At 34.1% G+C, this 18,390-nt stretch carries 12 protein-coding genes, 1 tRNA gene and 1 pseudogene; 10 read left to right on the plus strand and 4 right to left on the minus strand.

What is annotated here, in order from left to right; translation table 11 throughout:
* The first annotated feature begins 99 nt into the window (after positions 1–99).
* Positions 100–645: an ankyrin repeat domain-containing protein gene (locus tag ABWU64_RS00855; RefSeq protein ID WP_015587941.1), complete on the plus strand. Its 546-nt coding sequence runs from the start codon at positions 100–102 to the stop codon at positions 643–645.
* Between the two features lie 42 nt (positions 646–687).
* Here ABWU64_RS00855 and ABWU64_RS00860 read toward each other — a convergent pair.
* Positions 688–3,217 (minus strand): annotated as a pseudogene (locus tag ABWU64_RS00860) (AsmA-like C-terminal region-containing protein).
* Positions 3,218–3,600: 383 nt separating this feature from the next.
* Positions 3,601–5,097: a murein biosynthesis integral membrane protein MurJ gene (gene murJ / locus ABWU64_RS00865; RefSeq protein WP_353279660.1), complete on the minus strand. Its 1,497-nt coding sequence runs from the start codon at positions 5,095–5,097 to the stop codon at positions 3,601–3,603.
* 131 nt (positions 5,098–5,228) lie between these two features.
* On the opposite strand from murJ, the gene ABWU64_RS00870 reads away from it, so the two are divergent.
* The 9 genes from ABWU64_RS00870 (at position 5,229) to ABWU64_RS00910 (ending at position 12,985) form a co-directional block, all read left to right on the plus strand.
* Positions 5,229–5,304, plus strand: a tRNA-His gene (locus tag ABWU64_RS00870).
* 147 nt (positions 5,305–5,451) lie between these two features.
* The gene (locus ABWU64_RS00875) at positions 5,452–6,012 is read left to right on the plus strand and encodes a hypothetical protein (RefSeq protein ID WP_341815509.1); all 561 of its coding nucleotides are present in this window, start codon (positions 5,452–5,454) and stop codon (positions 6,010–6,012) included.
* Between the two features lie 89 nt (positions 6,013–6,101).
* Positions 6,102–8,039 carry a tRNA uridine-5-carboxymethylaminomethyl(34) synthesis enzyme MnmG gene (mnmG, locus tag ABWU64_RS00880; RefSeq protein ID WP_341815508.1) on the plus strand — a complete coding sequence of 646 codons (1,938 nt, stop codon included), beginning with the start codon at positions 6,102–6,104 and terminating at the stop codon, positions 8,037–8,039.
* A gap of 8 nt (positions 8,040–8,047) precedes the next feature.
* Positions 8,048–9,835, plus strand: coding sequence for an aminopeptidase P family protein (locus ABWU64_RS00885; RefSeq protein ID WP_341815507.1), 1,788 nt, complete (start codon positions 8,048–8,050; stop codon positions 9,833–9,835).
* A gap of 94 nt (positions 9,836–9,929) precedes the next feature.
* On the plus strand, positions 9,930–10,295 hold the full coding sequence (locus ABWU64_RS00890; protein ID WP_353279661.1) for a hypothetical protein: 366 nt from the start codon (positions 9,930–9,932) through the stop codon (positions 10,293–10,295).
* 97 nt (positions 10,296–10,392) lie between these two features.
* Positions 10,393–11,037: an alpha/beta hydrolase gene (locus tag ABWU64_RS00895; RefSeq protein ID WP_015587933.1), complete on the plus strand. Its 645-nt coding sequence runs from the start codon at positions 10,393–10,395 to the stop codon at positions 11,035–11,037.
* Between the two features lie 5 nt (positions 11,038–11,042).
* Complete coding sequence (locus tag ABWU64_RS00900) at positions 11,043–11,822, plus strand: SDR family oxidoreductase (RefSeq protein ID WP_341815506.1); 780 nt, start codon at positions 11,043–11,045, stop codon at positions 11,820–11,822.
* A gap of 90 nt (positions 11,823–11,912) precedes the next feature.
* Positions 11,913–12,470, plus strand: a complete 558-nt coding sequence (locus ABWU64_RS00905) for an ankyrin repeat domain-containing protein (protein WP_353279662.1) — start codon at positions 11,913–11,915, stop codon at positions 12,468–12,470.
* 32 nt (positions 12,471–12,502) lie between these two features.
* Complete coding sequence (locus ABWU64_RS00910) at positions 12,503–12,985, plus strand: ankyrin repeat domain-containing protein (RefSeq protein ID WP_353279871.1); 483 nt, start codon at positions 12,503–12,505, stop codon at positions 12,983–12,985.
* A gap of 231 nt (positions 12,986–13,216) precedes the next feature.
* Here ABWU64_RS00910 and ABWU64_RS00915 read toward each other — a convergent pair whose 3' ends face one another.
* The gene (locus ABWU64_RS00915; RefSeq protein WP_353279663.1) at positions 13,217–16,033 is read right to left on the minus strand and encodes a hypothetical protein; all 2,817 of its coding nucleotides are present in this window, start codon (positions 16,031–16,033) and stop codon (positions 13,217–13,219) included.
* On the minus strand, positions 16,014–18,368 hold the full coding sequence (locus ABWU64_RS00920; RefSeq protein WP_353274410.1) for a type VI secretion protein: 2,355 nt from the start codon (positions 18,366–18,368) through the stop codon (positions 16,014–16,016). Before ABWU64_RS00920 ends, ABWU64_RS00915 begins: the two co-directional genes overlap by 20 nt.
* Between the last annotated feature and the right edge of the window lie 22 nt (positions 18,369–18,390).

The raw sequence follows: 18,390 nt of genomic DNA on the forward strand, positions 1-18,390 counted from the left end.
AAAAAGGAAACTTTTACCGTTACCAGGTGTTGATGCGTTGAATTGATATTTATATAGTGTAGATATTTATACTAAGCTGTAATAAAATGGGGGTATTTTATGTATCAAGAACAAGAAAATTCAGTAAGTAATTATCGATTTAATCTTCCTCATATGGAATTATCGTTGAGAGGCAAACAAGATGCTAATCCAACAGACAATGATGGTCTTGTCCCTTTACATTATGCTGCTTACGGAAATCGCTTAGAGGAAATGAAATTATTGCTTAAAAACGGAGCAAATGTTAATGCAGTGGACAATTATGGTTTTACTCCTTTACATTATGCTGCTTGCGGAAATTGTAAAGAGGAGGTGGAATTATTGCTTAAAAACGGAGCAGATATTGATGTAAGAAATCGTTTCGGTGCTACTCCTCTATATTTAGCTGTTCAGGGAGGCCATAAGAATGTGGTAAAATTATTGCTTAAAAACGGAGCAAATGTTAATATAGTAGATAATTCTAGCAAGACTGTTTTACATTTATCTGTTTTCAAAGGCTACACAGAGATAACGAGGTTATTGCTTGGAGATATAGAGAGTCCAAGTACAAGCTGCAGTGACATAAGAATTGAAGAGTTGCAAGTAATTAGTCAGTCTTATTGTTAATAAAACACAAATGAACTTGAGGTAGATGAAGCTTACTGCCTCCTAAATTGTATCTGAATAGATATAAAAGAGTTGACTATTTTTCTTGCCAATTAAAAGTGGTAAAGATTTGATCTACGTCAAAACTCATCTTAGGACTCCAAATAGGGCCATCTAAGTGTGCCTCGATATAAAGAGGGCTGTTATGGTTTGGTAGTATGAAAAAAAGTCTGAATATAGAATTTAAGGAGAAGTTAGATAAGATTAAATTAGAAGAGATAGAACCTGATGCTTGATCGATACTAAACTGTGAACTAGTTGAACATATACCATTTTTGATACTTACTTTTCCATTAATATTTTCAAAAAGCGTACTGCCATTATATATATCAACGTAAGCAAGCTTGGAAATTTCAGGTTTATTCTTACTGCTTAACAACTTAGTGATGAATGAATTAAAATCCACATTTGTAAACTCTATTTTCTGTGCTTGAAAGTTTACATTTCCTGATAAGTTACTAGCCCAATCATTAAAGCTTGTCCCTTGAGTTTTGATTTCACCACTTAAGCTTATCTTACCATTTATGTTATTAACTCCTATAACTTCCTTGGTGTCCAAATTTGCAATAGAAAATTTTGTGTGAATTGAGCCTGCTTTTAGATAACCCTGAAAAAACATTTGTCCATGTTCTAGTATGTAACTTATCTGTTTGATGGTGATAGTGTTGTTTCTTATCACTGTATCCAAGTTAAAATCTTTTAAGACGTTTTGCCCAATTTTAAATTCTGTAGTTTTGATTTGCACGTTTGCATCAAAATCTCCTTTCTCATCTAAAAAATTAAGCTGCTTTGTTGACCATTGAATTTGATTTATTTCATTTTTTGAGTTTCTTTTTACCTCTAATAGTTTTGGTAATTTAAAGATATTTCCATTAAATTTATTACCTGTAAGGTTTACGTCTAATAAAGGCTTAGTGTATTTTTGATCCACTAATATTTTTACACTACCGGTAATGTCGAAATCTTCTCCGAATAACTTTATTTTGTCTGCAACTAGCTTGTTCTCTTGTATTTTTAATGAAAAATCCAAATCTTCAATTTTTGTACCATTGAATATAGAATCTTTAACACTAGTTCTTATATTTACATCATACTTAAGGTTTTTCAGCCATTGCACTTTGCTGAATAATGAATAATCATATTTATCTATATTAATGTTATGTATGCTAAATTTGCTATCGATCATATTGTGTTTTTTTGTGTGATTTACCTTAATTGATCCTTGCCAAGATTCTTTGTTATTTAGCAATCTGATATCTGAAAGAGATAATATTCTAGGTGCTAAATATAGTTTAGAACTTGCTGTAAATTGACTTTTCTCTCTTTCTTGCATCTTGATAGAAGGTAAAATATGTGAGATGAACGACTCACCCTTTATCAATATATCACCATTAAATTCAGACAAGTTGCCATTGTTTGAAACTTTTCCTGATAAGCGAGATATATTATTGGTTCCAGGAAATTGAAGAAGAGTATCAGCTTTTATTTCGCCATTAGCAAATTTTAGCGTAGCATGAAATTTGTCCAATATCCTGTTTTGATATTGAATATTTGAAGCTTCCATATTAAAATCCAAGCTCAGGTTCTTTGGCACAACCTCTCTAAAAGATTCTAAAAGACCCTTCATATCTGTTGTTTTGTGTGAGCCGTTTTTTAGGTCGACTTTACTAAAACTAATATTGATATTAGTATGATCACTTTTTCTATCATTTTGTATTATACCAGTGCCTTGCATGCTTTTGGACTCAATTTTTAAATCAGTTGCCGTAAACTCGCTTTCATTGAGATTGATATTGGATGATATCTCAATATTTTCGCTGGGAATCACATAAGAAAGGAAGCTAAGATTAATGATTTTTGCCAAGTCGCTCATAGAATCAGAATTATTATTAATCGTCAATACTAAATTGCCCTTGAGCTCTTCTTGATTTCTATTACCTTTAAATAGCAAATTTGCAAAATTTGAATCAACACTAATGTGTACATTATTTTTTGTTACATTAACCCTTCCAGAAAAATCGTAATTGTTGTCACCAATCTGTACTTCACCAAAAAACTGCTTATTTTTTTTTATAGCAACTTCCTTGATGTTAATAGTATCGGTGCCAAAACTTATTTGGCTGTCCTTTATTAATATATCAACTGTATTATCATTGGCTTTCGTATTCATAATATTAAGTAAATTTTCTTTGTTGCTTTTCATGCCCAAAAATGAGATTGACTTTGGTTGCAATGAAAATGAAAACAACGATAATAGCGATGGCCTTATTTCAATTTTTTTTGCACTAATTAAATCTGATAATTTTTGCTCCTTGTTTTTGTTGTATTGTACATATACATTGTGAATAGTAAGTTTTGGAGTAATGAGCGAAACTTCAATTTTTCCTCCAACATGTACTTTAGCATCATACGTCTTCTCTAACTCTTTTACGATATATTCTCTGTAGCCACTCCAATCCTTAAAAGTTGCAGCAACGTGCATGAGAATTAATAGAAACAAGATTGATGATATGGCGTATAAAGAAAGTTTCATAATAGACCTCTCATTCCAGCATCCCTTCTCTTCTTGTCACCCCAGTGCTTGACACTGGGATCCAGGAAATTTGATTAGACATTAAGTTAATTAGCAAAAAAGTAGCTATTCTTATGTTAAAACATAGCATTTTTACATGAGAAGCTGGTCTGATGAGCACTGGGTTCCTAGTGGAAATTGCTCTCAAACCACAACACTCATACAGTTGTGTGTGTGACGCTGTGATCCAGTGTGACTTAAATAAGGTTTTCCAGATTATATAATCAACAAAATTTCTGGATCCCAGTGCTTGACACTGGGATGACAGGAATAGGTTATGGGATGAAAGGAGTGGATATTGGAATAGTAGCTGAAATGACATATAGCAATACAAAGGGTGTAATTTATACATATTTCAAATTATTCAAATTTCCTCTAAAAATTAGGTAAAGAGTGCTAGAATAAATAATAACACTCAAAGCTATTAAAGTTACTAAATAAACAATACGAGCTAGCCCTCTATCGAAAAACAACCCTGCTGATAAGTAATTAGAGAGATAAAGAACTATTGACATAACCAATGTTGCAGTGAGTATTTTTACAATATTTAGTAATAATGCTTGGCTAATCTTATACATCTTATTTACTGTTAAATAATTAATCAATAAAATAGAATTTATCCAAGTGGAAATGGAAGTAGCAATAGCAATTCCTATATGTTGGTATTTGTTCATTAATAGGAGATTTAGTATTGCATTAATTCCAAGGCACGTTAATGAGAACATAGTTGGTATTTTTAGCTTTCCCCTAGCAAAGAATGTGGGTAGCAATACTTTATTTATAATAAATGCGGGTAAAGAAAGAGAAAATGCTACTAATGTAGGAATAGTTTGCTGCACTGCATAATAATCAAATCGGCCGTAAGAAAAAAGCGTAAGTAAAATTATGTCAGGAATAATGATAAAAGCAGCAGTTATTGGCATAATTAATATTAACCCTATATTAAGGGCCTTGTTCTGTATTTTGACTATATTCTCAGTATCATTTATTCGTTTTGAAATCAGAGGAAGAAGTACTGTACCAATTGCAGTGCCAATTACTCCTTGCGGTAGTTGATTTAGTCTATCGGCATAATATATATAAGAAACTGCATTTGGTATAAAACTCGCCATGATTGTGTCGATCCATAAGCTTATTTGAGTTACACAGTTGTTGATAATTGCAGGTATTACACGCTTGAAAAACAACTTCACTTCGTTACTTAATTCTAAACTAAAAGAAAAGAAAGCCTTTAATTTGTATGCACTAAATATTATTAAAAGTAGCTGCAAAATCCCTCCAATCAGGACGGCTATAGAAAGGTTATGAGCCGGTGTTTCAATGTAAGGTAAAAATAAACTGATTATTAAACAGAGGTTCAAAATGATTGGTGAAATAGCTGTTGAAGCAAAATGCTGTTTTACTTGCAACATTCCACCAATAAGTGATGCGATTGACACGAAGATTATGTAGGGCATCATAATTTTCGACAAAGTTACAGTAAAGGTAAATTTATTTTGGTCAAATCCAGGAGTGAAGATTTTGATCATGTAAGGGAAGAAGGTTTGTGTGATAAGGCAAAAAATTACTAGAATAATAAACGTAATGGATATTACACTACTTGCGAAATTAAATGCCTTTTTATTATCATATGACTCTGCAGAGTATAATGGTATGAATGAGGTAGTAAATGCTCCCTCTGCAAAAAACGATCGAAATAAATTAGCAAAGCGAAACGAGGAAAAGAATATATCTGCAAGAGAGGTTGCACCAATAACCGTAGCAATCAATACATCTCTTATTAGCCCTGAGATTCTTGAAATAGCCGTAAAAAAACTAAATGTGAAAATACTTTTAAACATATCACGGTGTCAATACGATTGAGTATAATGATAAAAGCATAAATGAAAATATTTAAAACCCTCTGCAAAAGGAGGTAGCTTAAATAATCAATTGACTATTTGTGCTCGTATGTTAAAAATCTTATATCTTGGCGGGCGTAGCTCAGTTGGTAGAGCGTCAGTTTGTGGTACTGAATGTCGCCAGTTCAATCCTGGTCGCTCGCCCCACTAAAAATTTCCACTTTACATAAATATAAACATTAGATATTTTTGCACAGCCGTTAGCATTCCTTGTTGCTCTAGTATTTAGATGGCGGAGGGGAAGTTTGCGATTTAGAGTAAAAATGATGCCTATTAATTAGTGAGAGGGATTGTATGTATATTTGTTTGTTAGCTTATAGTATAGTGTCAGCACTAGGAGTATTAGCTTGGTGGTTAAGTCTTGACACTTCATCACCTTTAGCCATAGGTGGAATTGCTGGTTGTATAGCTCCAGCATTGATTGCGGTTTTTCACGTAGGATATTTATTATATAAGTTTTGCAAAAGAGATCCTGTTGGGGAAAAGCATGAAAAAGCAGCAAATTTTTTGAGTTTGATGGTATCTACAAGCTCTTCAATTGGAGTTATACTTGCTGGAAGCATAGCTGCTATTTTTCCTAATCCAAGAATAGGATTTACATTAATAAATGGAATGATAGGGCTGATAGCACCGATTTTAGGGCTTTTTCCAACTGTAGCTATAATGTATTGTGCAGATAAAACAGCAATTACACCTGCAGTAAGTGCAATTTCGATTACAGATTCTACATATGTCAAAGTATCTCACGAAGAAGAAGTAGATGAATGTATTACCTTTCCGGAAGAAGAAGTTAATAAAAGTATCATCTTTCCCAAAGTTGAAAAAGTTTTTTCTGCGAGAGAGACGGCAGTTTGAGCTAAGTTAGTGTGCAATGTTGTAATCTGTAAAATTTGACATCAATCACTGATAGTTGGAATATTATAGAGTAGGAATTACTCAAGAAGATGCATAAGTACGACGTAGTGGTAGTAGGTGGCGGTCATGCCGGGTGTGAAGCAGCTACAGCTGCAGCTCGCCTTGGTGCGAACACACTACTTATAACTCACAAAATTTCAACTATAGGAGAGATGTCTTGTAATCCAGCAATTGGAGGAGTTGCAAAGGGTGTTGTAGTTAGAGAAGTAGACGCCCTTGATGGAATAATGGGGAGAGCTATCGACCGAGCAAGCATACACTCGGTCGTTTTAAATGGCAGCAGAGGCGCAGCGGTATGGGGCCCACGTGCACAGGCAGACCGAAAATTATACAAAAAAGCAATACAGGAAATTATTCTAAATTATAACAACTTGACAGTAAAAGAAGAGTCAGTTGACGATTTTCTTATCGAAAGTGATAGCAATGGAGAATCTTATGTAAAAGCTGTAATAACAGACTCAGGTGAACGTATACTGACAAGCAGAGTTGTTTTGACTACAGGGACTTTTTTACGTGGTGTGATTCATATAGGAGAGCAAACAACTCCTTCTGGAAGAATGGGAGATAAACCTGCAATAGAGCTTGCAAACACGCTAAAGAAGTATGATTTTAAACTGGGCAGATTACGTACCGGAACTCCACCGAGGCTTGATCGTGGCACTATAAACTGGTCAGTATTACAAGAACAAGTGGGTGACAATCCACCTACACCATTTTCTTATCTTACAGAAAAAATTAACCAGCCTCAGGTTTCATGTTTTATTACTCATACTAATGAACATACACACAGAGTAATTCGAGAGAATCTTCACAGATCAGCTTCTTCATATTTAGATAACGTTATTGCACCAAGATACTGCCCATCAATTGAAACTAAAGTTAAAAAATTTGCAGAAAAAAATAATCACCAAATATTTCTAGAACCAGAAGGGATTGATGATAACACTATATATCCAAATGGAATTTCAAATTCATTGCCCATCGAAGTGCAGTATGAAATGATAAAGAGTATAAAAGGGCTTGAAAATGCAGAAATATTAAGACCTGGATATGCAGTTGAATACGATTATATCGATCCACGAGAGCTATTTCATACTCTCGAAACTAAGAAAGTTAAAGGACTATATTTTGCTGGTCAAATTAATGGTACCACTGGATATGAAGAAGCAGCCGGTCAGGGAATTATTGCCGGAATCAATGCAGCACTCTCTTTATCTCAAAAAAGTTTTGTTCTTCATCGTACGGATTCATATATCGGTGTAATGATAGACGACTTGGTCACTAAGGGAATTGCTGAGCCTTACAGATTATTCACCTCGCGTGCAGAATATAGACTGGCAATCAGGTCAGATAATGCAGATAGAAGATTAACACAAAAAGGTTATGATATTTTCCTTGTATCGCATGAGAGATACTCTATTTTGCAGAATAAACTTAAGTCTATTAAGCAACTTGAGGAGAAATTGGAGAGCCTAACAATTACTCCTGAGCAGCTCAGGTTCTATGGTGTTAAAATATCTTATGATGGAATAAGAAAAACAGCATTAGATTTACTCGGTTATCCAAATATCGATTGGAATAAATTACGAGAAATATGGCCGGAGTTAAACAATGTTATGTGTTGGAATGACAAAACGGAATGCTGGAATGACATCACGATGGTCAGCACAGCTAAAAATGAAATATGTGAAGCAGTTGCAATTGAAGCAAAATATAAGCCTTATCTAGTAAGACAAGAAGCAGATATGAGGTTTTTACAAGAGGAAGTTAGCACTCAAATTCCAACTAATTTCAACTACTCACAGATTAAAGGTTTGTCCACTGAAGTGGTAGAGAAGTTGCAAGCAATAAAGCCAGCAACAATTGGTATTGCTAAGCAAATACAAGGCATAACTCCAGCAGCGATAGTTAGCATATTAGTGTACCTTAGGAATAAAAAAACGAAAATAGCTGCTAATTCTGCATAAGGTACTCCATGTCAAAAATCGAAGAATTTCGCTCTTTTATGCACGAAATAAATGTTGATGCATTTATGTTGCATACTAAAGACGAGTATTTAAATGAATATTCAAAAGAGTTAACGGAGTTATGTGGCTTCACAGGAACAAATGGGCTACTTATTGTTACAAAAACTAACAGTTGCCCATTTTTTACAGATGGACGCTATATTACACAAGCTCGCAGTCAGCTCGATCAAAACAATTTTCAAGTATATAATATACAAGAAGAGGATCCACACAGGTGGGTAAAAGCAAACTTAACATTGACTACCTCACTGGGTTATTATTCAAGATATTTTACTGTAAAAGAGATAAGGAAATATGAAAGCATTTGTAAACTAGTGCCGTACTTAATTGAAAAAGAAGGTAGTCATAAAACACAAACAATAGTCTCGCATACATCTGGTGAGAGTAGTAAGAGTAAATGCGAAAGAGTTGCTAAAAGCATAGAAGCTGAAGCAGTACTTCTGACTGATCCAAATTCAATTTCATGGCTGCTAAATTTAAGAAATGAAAGTGCTGAATATACTCCCTGTATATGGGGTCGTGCTATATTATACAAAAGTGGTAATGTTGATTTGTTTGTTCAAGATAAACAACATTCAACCATACAAGCGGATTTAGATAATAATGTTAGTATTTTTGATATTTGTGAATTGGAAAGCTCTCTGTGTAAGCTAAATTCAATGATGATAGATCCAAGCACAACTCCAATGAGCATTATGAATGCAATAGATCCCTTGTATAACCATTATTTAAATGAAAAATCAGCTTCGGTGTCATTCCAGTACTTGACCAGAAATAAAAAAGCATGGATCCCGGTGTCAAGCACTGGAATGACAATAGGTAATGAAAAAGGTCTAATAGAAAATAAGCAGATAATTGAGAAAGAAGATCCTTGTTTGATTCATAAAGCAATAAAAAATCAAATTGAAATAACTGGAGCTATAAGTGCGCACATCAAAGATGGAGTAGCAGTTACAAATTTTCTATATCGGCTTATTGGCAATGAAATTACTGAGCTCGAAGCTGAAGCAAAGATTTTAGAATATAGAAGAAAGCAGGATTTGTTTAAGCAACCGAGTTTTCCAACGATTTCCGCATTTAATGAAAATGGAGCAATTATTCATTATCGTGCAAGCAGTAAGACAAATAAAGCTATTAAAAAAGATGGACTATATTTGATCGATTCTGGTGGTCAGTATCTTGATGGTACAACTGACGTTACAAGAACTATAGCAATTGGCAATCCAACCAATGAGCAACGAGCTCACTACACAATAGTACTAAAAGCTCACATTGCGATAGCAAGTTCGGTCTTTCCCCCTGGCACTACTGGTGGAGAATTGGACATATTAGCGCGTATACATTTATGGAAATTTGGAATGGATTACATGCACGGTACAGGGCATGGAGTGGGGAGTTACCTTTCGGTACATGAAGGACCGCAAGCAATATCAAAGGGAAATAAAGTGGAACTCATGCCAGGTATGATACTTTCTAACGAACCTGGCTATTACATTCCGGGAAAATATGGAATAAGAATTGAGAATCTGATGTATGTTGAAAAGCAAGAAAACGGCTTCTTAAACTTTAAACAACTGACTTCCATTCCATATGATAAAAAGCTAATAGATGTGCAAATGCTTACTGAAGATGAAGTTAAATGGATAAATAGCTATCACCAATTTGTTTATAAAAATATAGAAAATGGCATAAAAGACAAGGAATGGTTAAAGAGAGTATGTGAAGCTTTAAAATAGTTAATTTGTCATTTAATCAAGTATTAATATAGTTGTTCTTGTATTGTTTTTAATTAAAAACAATATATAATATTAGTTTCAAGTAGGTGTAATTATGACAGATAAAGTACAAGATGATGAATTTATGAAGCAGTACATGGATACTTGCAAAGAGCAAATAGAAAAATTGGCAAGCGACCCTAATTTGCTTCAACAGACCTTAAAGCCATTCATGCAAATGTCTCAGCAACTTATGGCTGGTGGTATGCTAGAAGGAAATATGCCTAGCATGATACCTGATATGGGTGGTGTGGATATCAACAAGATGATTGCTCAGATGAAGGAAATGTATGATTACATAAAGAGTAATCACAAAGAGCTCATGAGAAAAGATGCTTCACAAATTCAAGAGCTTGATGATTCCAGCAGAAGATTGAGAGGCTTGGTCAAGAAATTGATAGAGAAAGTTGAAGCTAAGTAGTATTTATTCATATCAAAGAGCTATAGCAGTAGTGAGGTCTTGTTTCTCAAATTTAGTATTACCGTAAAATTAAATATAAACATAAAGGGATGAAGAGATGATTGAACTTAAGAGCCAAGAAATTTGTCCAAATGGAAATAAGAAAAATTTGATTATTTTTTTTCATGGTTGGGGTTCAAGTGGCGATAATTTCGTTCATCTTGCTAAAGTTATGGGCAAGTTTTTGCCTGATTCATATTTAGTAATTCCCAATGCTCCGTTTAAGAGAGAAATAGGTGATGGTTATCAGTGGTTTAGTTTAGAAGATCGTAGTGAGGAAGCACTATATAATGGGGTGAAAAATGCTGCATCAATTGTAAATCATTTTATTGATGCAAAATTAAAGGAGCTTAATTTAAAAGATATGCAGCTTTCTTTAGTTGGATTTTCTCAAGGGGCAATGCTTGCAATGCATGTAGCTCTTACCCGACTTCAGTCTTGTGCATCAGTTGTTGCATACTCTGGTAGGTTTCTTTCACCTTCAAAAACTGCACCGGAGATCAAATCAAAACCCAGCATATGTGTTATTCATGGTGATGCTGATGACATGGTACCTTTTTCTTCCCTTGATTTAGCGGTTAAAGCTCTGAAAGAAAATGGAGTAAACGCTCAAGGATACCCAATTCATGGATTAGGGCATATTATTAATGAAGAGGGAATAAAGTTAGGGGTTGAATTTATCAAGAAGAATTTTAAAAATTAATTTTCATGCACTTGTTTTGCTTTGGCTATGGATATGTAGCTAAATTTTTATCGCAAAAATTACTAAATTTAGGTTGGAAAGTTAGCGGTACATCAAGAAATAAAGATATACAACTTTTTAATTATGAAAAGGTCGACCAAGATCTACTTAAAAGCGTAACGCATGTTTTAGTTTCTATTCCTCCAGACGGCGATGATGTTATGGAGAGATACGGTCATTGTCTGGAGAATATTAAATGGCTTGGTTATCTGTCTGCAACTAATGTTTATGGTGAACACTGTGGTAATTGGGTGAATGAGGAATCTGAAACAAAGCCTATAGAAATTAGAGGAAAAAAGCGCCTTAAGTCCGAAGAAAAGTGGCTAAATAGCAAATTGCCTGTACATATTTTCCGGTTGGCTGGGATATATGGTCCTGGTAGAAATGCGCTAATTGACCTGCAGCTTGGCAAAGCAAGAAATGTGAAAAAAAAATTTTCTCGTATTCATGTTGAAGATATATCGAATATTTTATTTTCTTCCATGCAAAATATAAAGCCTTATGAGATATACAATTGTGCAGATGATTTACCTGCTACGCAATCTGAAGTGGTCACTTATGCAGCCGAGCTTCTCAATATTAGCCCTCCAGAGCCAGTTGAGATTTCTTCTGTACCAAATTACGCACGGGGTTTTTATTTAGGGTCAAAAAAAGTAAGCAATACTAAAATTAAAAAAGATCTTGGTGTCTCTCTAGTTTATCCTGATTACAAGGTGGGTTTAAAGAGTTTGTATATATTAGAATAGAGAAAATTAGATTGCCAGATGCAAAATTTTTCTTGAATGTTCCTTGTTTTGATGTAATACCACTAGGCATACTATTATATAGAGGTAAATATGTTCAGCACTCAATCGCTCTCGGTTGAAAATGTTCTATTACATCAAGCCGCTTATAATGGTAACATAAATGAAGTTAGGTTATTACTTAATGTAAAAACTGATATCAATATCAAGGATAAAAAAGGATTTACAGCCTTGCATTTTGCTGCTTATTCAGGACATTTAGACGTAGTAAAGTTACTAATCAGTAAAGAAGCTAATATTCATGCAAGAACTACTAAAGGCAGTACAGTTTTACACTTTGCTGTTGTAGCTAAAAGCAAAGCTATAGTAGAGGAGTTAATTAAAGCGGGAGCTGATCCCAATATAAAAGACTGTACTGATGGTAAGACACCTTTACATATTGCTGCTCAAAATGGACTTGTAGAAGTTGTAAAGGTGTTGCTTAATACTCAAGAAATTGAGATTGATGCTAAAGACAATGAATTTGGTATAACAGCTCTGTACTTAGCCTCTCAGAACGGACATACTGAAATAGTTGAACTATTAATTAGCACAAAAAATGCTGATGTTAACATAGTAGATAAAAAAATAATGTCACACCCTTGTATCTAGCTGCTCAGAATGGGCATGAAGCAGTAGTTAAGTTGCTTCTTGATAATGGTGCTAAAGTCAATGGCTGTGATACCAGTATGAATCCTTTGTGTGTAGCTGTTAATAATGGCCATGACGAGGTAGCTCAATTATTACTTAGTGTAGAAGGGGTGGATGTCAATATTGGCAATCAGCTTGGCAATACACCTCTACATATAGCAGCTATGAAAGGTAATGAAAAAATGGCAAGATTACTGCTAGAAAAAGGTGCTGATCCTAATATTAAAAACCTTTCAGGAGATAATTCCTTACAAGCTGCTGAGTACGTAAGAAACATTAGCTGGCATGATAATCCTCCAAATGTACAAGGAGGATACTTCGTGTTAGTTGGCTCGAATAGAATATATTCATTTCAGCAATTTTATGAGCAAAAAAAAATTATGGAGCTTTTGGTACAACATATAAATGATAGCAGACCTAGCTCATCAGTAGATGAAATTGACGTATCTGTTCAGCAGAGTGGCAAAATAAGATAGATGAGAAAACTAGTTTGTGACATTGGCGTCCAGTTAAATTTACATGGATTCCAGTGTCACGCACTGGAATGACATCTTCAATGTTCTGTACAGCTGTGCGTTATGCACTGGGATGACATTATGAGAACTGAGATACAAAAAAAGAAACACTGGTTTCACATGCATCTGAACAGATACTCTCAGTGATGTAAATTCAACTTTACCCCATTTGCAACCATCAGGGTCCTTTGACTATAATCCTAACAATTCTTTTCTAATTTCTTCTTTAATTGTATCAATAATCTTTTGATCAAGTTTATTTATTAAGGAATCATCAATACCTGTGATGTCATCTGGATTTTGTATCATTTTTTCAATAGCATCATCTATTTTTTTTACTCTTTCTTTATTAATTTCATCAAATATAGGTTTAATTTTCACATAACCAGGAGCGCCCTTGCTATAACTTTTGCTGCTTTTGTTGATACAACCACCAGCACCATATGTTTTATTCACGTAGTTTTTACTACACTTTGTTACATCTTTATACCCAATCTCACCATTTTCTATATATGCTATTTTATTATCTTTACTAGAGTTTAGCTTTTCCCCTTTCTTAATTTCTTCTTTTAATTTTAAACTTTCTTCATGAATTATTGTATCTTTGTAATTCTTTCCCCCATAGGTTCTGTGTGTACCTCCACCTGCAACAGTAATTAAATCTTTACAAATTGTTTCTGAAAGGTCTCTGCGCATTTTTATTAAAGTAGGTCCCCCATCCTTGTTAGATATATGATTTTCTTGTCCACCACCTCCTTCTGTTACTTTTACTTTAATATATGGATAACTAGGGTTGACTCTCAGTTTAGCTTTAATGTAATCACCTGGCGTTCCTGGTCTATTTTCTGTAGACTGAGCTTTATCAGCTATATGACCAGCTTCACCACCTCCCCATGCTTCTATTTCAACGTAATCATACATTGACAGATCATCTGTATAGCCATCTCCAAGCTCATAAAGTTTTTGATCCCTGTTTTCAATAATCTGCTTCTTATGTTTCAATTGTGCTATTATTATTTCACGCAATCTCTTTTTTAAACCGTCTAAATCGAACCTGCATAATTTATCAGCGAAAAAGACTTCTGTTCTATTTGCTTTAATTGGATTATCTAACTTCGTTACAACGCCACTTTCATCTTGTGAAACTCTTAAGTAAAAAGGCTTATTATCCTTGCCTATATACTGTGTTGAGCGACTACACACTCCATCAAAGCAGAGGCAACCATCATCACCATGATTACAATTTTTTTCTTCATACTTTCCATCTGTTAACTCATATACTATTTTGCATTTGTCACAATTTTGTTTTGTATCTACCTCTTTATCCTCTTTCGCCATGCAATTATCTCTAGGCTTATTTTCAGCAGGAATAGAAATATATCCTTTTTTATTGAATATTATTTCATCTAGTGCATCTTGTGGCTTTGCTAAAACCTCAATTGTTTCGTTACAGGGAAAATAATAAGATTGATTTGATTCTTTCGAGTAAACAGTATTGTGTTTAGCATAGCTTGCTCCTACTGACTTCAGTGGTATTAGCTCACTTCCTTTTTCAACAACAAGCTCTTCTGGTTCCGGCTGCCAACCAGAAAGGCAGAGCATTTTACTTTTAGGATTTTCTTTATATTTTATTTCTACTTTTGGATATCCTGAGTCATCTAGTTTGCACTTACCATTCTGAAGCTCTTTACATTCTGTTTCAATATCGGGAACGCATCCATACTTTTTGAGAACTTCAAATTGCGAATTATTTTTTAATACACCTTCTATTATGTTATCGATATCACTTTTTCTATTACCGCTATTGGTTGTTTTTTCTACTATTGCTGGCTTTACTACTATTAAAGGCAGATGGCCAATGTATGTAGGAGAATTTTTATTAACATAAAAAGTACAGATGCCATTACTGTGAGTTCCACGTGCGTCATAAGTACAAACGTTCTCACTTATCTTCATTTTTACTTTTAGCGTATTTTCGCCTTTACCCTCATTAGGCTTTGGTATGCTCACTTCTTCAATCTTTGGAGCAGGTGGCGCTGGGAAGCAGCGAGCAGGAAATTGTAATTTTCTTTTGGACTCTTCTCTCTCAGTACCATAATATTCAGTGCAGAGCTGACCTTTTTTTCTATAAGTATTAAAGTGATGGTGGGTATCTTTATCTGGAATAGAGTATGTAGCACTTTGAATGTTTTTATTACTTGAAATAACGCGTGGAAAAGGTAGCTCTCTTCTTTCTTTCAGCTCACCAATAATGACTCCAACTCTTGGATGAAAGTAATCATTGTCTTCATTTGTTATAGGGACAATTCTAACTTGTGGTGGTGACATCGCAAGTTGTTCACAAAATGGAGGTGGGCCAGGTGCAAGTTGTACAGGGGCACACTTTACCTTTGTTTGATAGCATGTATCACAAGCTTTTTCCATCTCTCCAGGACGAAAAATATTTTCCCCAGAAAATACTCTAGAGCCCCATGAAGAAATTCCTGACATACAAGCACCCTTTTGGCTACAAGCGCATATCTTAGGAGAATTAGCAAATTTTACTTTTTCTTCATCAGTAACACCATCTACCCATTCCCATCCAAGACCTTGAGCAATTTCTCCTCCAGCCTTTGTTTTATCTCCTTCCCAATCGATAAAAGCTGCTGCAGAAATTCCAGCTCCTGTACTCTGCGTTCCATATATCTTGCGGCAGAATGTTCCACTGGATAATATATAACAGTTGTCGTTCCCTTCGTAATCGCAGACCTTAATTTTTGGATCGAAGTAACCGCCTACTCCTTGATCTTTCACCATTGTTACTTTGATTTCTTTTAATAGATGAGGATCAAAATCCAGGCTACCCCACTTGCCAGTAAAGAAGTTCCAAAAGCCTTTACCTACTTTACTTGCATTTGCCTCAATATCAGTATTACTTTCCACAAAACGCGGACAATCAGCATATCCTTGATAAGAAAGACAAAATATCAAGGAGAATATCAATAAAAAATTAAGCTTTACATTTTTCATAGAACACCGGTAACCACTTACTCACTTTCTCGCCTTTTTCCTTCATCGCCTCATACATATACTTTATAGTCTCTTTATTAGCTGAAAGTACATGTATTTCTTTTATATTCTTCAAATCTAGATTTAAAGTTACTAAACCTTTGTACTGCTTTATCAAAAATAAACCTTCCTGTGTTGGTGTTTGCAAAATGACATTCAGTTCCTCTTTCGACAGAGAAAATGCTTTCATGTATAACCTGTTTGCATTTATGTTCGGCATCAGGATCCTCGTATCGACATGCTTATCTAAATATTGAGTAAACTTGCTAGCAAATGCTAGGTTTAAGTTTTCAGTACTTAGAATTACTACAACATTTAACTTTGTCATTCTTTGCATCCAGTCGTCAAACTCTCCCTCTGTGGGAAAAATATTACTTATCTCCCATGCTTCATCCAAAACAAGTATTGCAGGTGAGCCATCACATTTTGCTTCGAAAGAGTATAAGAAATAGTAAAGTATCACGGACATACATTCTTTTTGCTTAGTGAGATTTGCAGTATTGAGGGATATAGTTTTTGTTCCCCAGTCAATATCTGACTCATCACCATCTTGGAATAAGTAAGCAAATTCACCTTCACCACACCATTTACTTATTTTGCCTCCAAGAAGTAAAAGCACTTCAGAAATTTGAGAAATAGAGCGTGATTCTCTTGGTATAGTAAATATAGAATCTACAATTTTTTTTGTCTTTTCTTCTACGTCTACCAAACTTGCATCTGCAACCATCCTTTTGATCAATTCAACAAGCATATTGCGATTAGAAGCACTATCTTCAATGTTCAGTGGGTTAAATTTTAGACTTTTATCTTTATATTTTGGATCAATTATGTAATATTGGCCGCTTACTGCTTTAGTAAATATTATTGATTTTCCAGTATTATCCAATATAACAATCCTAGGGTTAAATTTTCTTGATTCCGAAAGTAAGAAATTGATCAGTGAGGTTCTACCTGAATTTGGAGCTCCAAGTATTGTGGTATGACCATTATTTTTCTTTCCATGAAAGTTAAAAAAGTAAGGACTGCCTTTTTTTGAAAAAAAAACTGTTACTGCTTCTTTCCATCTTCCTCCTTTTAACGTACCTGATGTAAAATCATGCAACATAGCAAAGCTGCAAGCATATTTTTCTAATATATTTTTTGGTTGTGTAACAAAAGCAAAGTTTCCAGGAAGCTGTGCCCAAAAATGATTTTCCATGTGCAGATCAGTTCTAAACATCATCAACCCGATTAACGACATTACAGAGGATAAATCGCTGATATTTTTAGCTAACCTATTCTTATCATCTGCAAAGATTGTAACAATAATTTTCTGTTGACAAAAATCCATAGCAGAAATTTTTTCAAGCTCTATTATTTCATTTATTCCTGAGTTTTGAAGTAAGGTATTGTCCTCACTGATTTGCAGTATATTAATTTGTTTTTTGAATTCTTTTACTGCTTTATTATTACTAGTAAATATTATTATTTCTGTGATGATAAGCTCAGAGTCAAGTTGCAAACACCTATCTATATTTTCTAAGGGGATTTCTCGATATTCCTTTATGCAAAAAATAGAACCAAACTTCTGTTGACCTTCAAACGATGTTTGAAATTTATTGAAACCGAAAGCTACTTTTAGGTTTTTCACATGCTGCGATAGATCCCTTTCACATATCGGATAATCTTTGTGCGTTAATGTAATAATGTAATGGAGAAATTCCATCATCTGAGAATATATTTTGCCTTCACTAGACCTAAGGCCCAGTTTTTTAGCTCCAAAAGGTTCTAAATCTTTTTGAATCAGGTCAGTTATTTTTTGTAATTCTTGATGATTTTTTTGTAAAAATAACTTGTGCCTATTCTTTATCCTGCCAAAAAAAAATGCATTATTAATATGTTTGCCAAAATCACTAAGTAACACCACAATGTATAGCTCATTTATATACTGTAGTTTACTATCAACTAGTTTATTAAACCATGTTGAGTGTAGCTGATCGGAAAAGTCTGCAGTTTTATTCCACTGTAAGATCAGTTTATTGCGCTTACGGACAGTGTGAATCCAAACGGTAAAATATAAACTCTTGATATTTTTTGATATACTTTTTCTAATTTCAGTTCTAAGATCACCATAGTTATCAACTGAAGAATAGTCTTCTAATTTGATTATTTTTAACAATTCCCCCTGTTTTGTTAGTATAGTTTCTTCATCGTAGTGGCAAGCATAAGGGATAAAATCTAAATTAATACTTTCTAGTAACGCTAAATTGTTCTTTTTTTCAGAATTAGAGCTAGTAGCTGGTATTTTTGGTTGCATACAATATCATGCGTATTCAATA

It is taken from the genome of Wolbachia endosymbiont (group B) of Xanthorhoe designata, from assembly GCF_964028585.1.
In the GTDB taxonomy this organism is placed as follows: domain Bacteria; phylum Pseudomonadota; class Alphaproteobacteria; order Rickettsiales; family Anaplasmataceae; genus Wolbachia.

Coding starts and splice junctions, on each gene's coding strand:
- ABWU64_RS00875 (WP_341815509.1), top strand. CDS start 5,452: ATGTATATTTGTTTGTTAGCTTATAGTATAGTGTCAGCACTAGGAGTA.
- ABWU64_RS00900 (WP_341815506.1), top strand. CDS start 11,043: ATGCACTTGTTTTGCTTTGGCTATGGATATGTAGCTAAATTTTTATCG.
- ABWU64_RS00915 (WP_353279663.1), bottom strand. CDS start 16,033: ATGAAAAATGTAAAGCTTAATTTTTTATTGATATTCTCCTTGATATTT.
- ABWU64_RS00895 (WP_015587933.1), top strand. CDS start 10,393: ATGATTGAACTTAAGAGCCAAGAAATTTGTCCAAATGGAAATAAGAAA.
- mnmG (WP_341815508.1), top strand. CDS start 6,102: ATGCATAAGTACGACGTAGTGGTAGTAGGTGGCGGTCATGCCGGGTGT.
- ABWU64_RS00905 (WP_353279662.1), top strand. CDS start 11,913: ATGTTCAGCACTCAATCGCTCTCGGTTGAAAATGTTCTATTACATCAA.
- murJ (WP_353279660.1), bottom strand. CDS start 5,097: ATGTTTAAAAGTATTTTCACATTTAGTTTTTTTACGGCTATTTCAAGA.
- ABWU64_RS00920 (WP_353274410.1), bottom strand. CDS start 18,368: ATGCAACCAAAAATACCAGCTACTAGCTCTAATTCTGAAAAAAAGAAC.
- ABWU64_RS00890 (WP_353279661.1), top strand. CDS start 9,930: ATGACAGATAAAGTACAAGATGATGAATTTATGAAGCAGTACATGGAT.
- ABWU64_RS00885 (WP_341815507.1), top strand. CDS start 8,048: ATGTCAAAAATCGAAGAATTTCGCTCTTTTATGCACGAAATAAATGTT.
- ABWU64_RS00855 (WP_015587941.1), top strand. CDS start 100: ATGTATCAAGAACAAGAAAATTCAGTAAGTAATTATCGATTTAATCTT.